Below are 1,016 nucleotides of genomic sequence, written 5' to 3'. Positions count from 1 at the left end.
TCATTGCGGCGGCTTCCTTTTCGGAGAGCATTTCGTCCGCATCGGGCAGCGTTGTCGTCGAAGTCGAAGCCGAACTCGAATTCGCATCGAATCGACCGGATTCGCTCACAACACGCACACCGGAAGCCCCGGAACTTTCCGCTCCCGGATCGGCAGCAGAAGTGCCGACAGCAGAAGAGGGCGTCGTGCCGTCCGCTCGGCGCACATCGTGCTCAATACCCACGGGCGCTTCGGCACCCCACAAGCCGTTGTAGTCGAGATCGTTTGGAAAGAGCTCGGCGTACCCTTCGTCGAAATTGCCTTCGCTTTCGGGCGCTTCGGGTTCTTCGAAGCCGTCTCCCTCCGAAATCAAGCCGGCCATATAGGCGTCCGTGTCGTGTTTCTTTTCTTCTTCGGCGGGAACACCGCCCCAGCGATTGAGCCAGGCTTCCGACTCTTCGTCCGTGACGGGCAGTTTGCGCACGATCGCCAGCGTTTCGGCTGGCATCGGTCCGATGAAGAGCCGTTCCGGTACGGCCACCTTGACGCAGGTTAGAAATTCCTCGCCCTTGTCGATCGGACAGACGGGCCAATAAAGCCGTCTCGTCGTATCGACCTCTTCGGGAGGGCGCTCGAAGAGCCCGCGGTCGAGGAGCATGCTCGCCATGATGTCGCGGTTCTCTGGCGCACCGGCATAACCTTGAGCGCGCAGTTTGCTGAGAATGTCGCGAACGTCGGACCAAAGCAGAAAAGTCCCTCGCTTTGTAACGAACACGCGCGCGGCTTCTCCGTTCACCGTCCAGGTCTTCTCCGCAATCAGCTCGGCAATCGCCTGCATCACCTTGTCGGCGGGTTCGCTGGTCACGAGCTTGTCGCGCTTGTCGACGCTTTCCGCAGCTTCGTTGTCGAGCCGCACAGAGAGGGAGTCGGCCTGACGAACGATCTGCGCAATGAGCGACGCGCACTTGGCGTCTTCACCGCCGAGGATCGCCGAGCGCAGTTCGTTTTCGATATTGCGGTTGGCCGCAGAAGTGAGA

At 60.5% G+C, this 1,016-nt stretch carries 1 protein-coding gene; it reads right to left on the bottom strand.

Annotated features, from left to right (window positions below; all coding sequences use genetic code 11):
* On the bottom strand, positions 1 to 1,016 hold a 1,016-nt coding region (locus tag H6A60_RS11695), incomplete at both ends, for a TraI domain-containing protein (RefSeq protein WP_205104812.1).

The organism is Sutterella massiliensis, from assembly GCF_016899755.1.
GTDB lineage: Bacteria > Pseudomonadota > Gammaproteobacteria > Burkholderiales > Burkholderiaceae_F > Sutterella > Sutterella massiliensis.
This window is presented reverse-complemented; position numbering and strand designations above follow the sequence as displayed.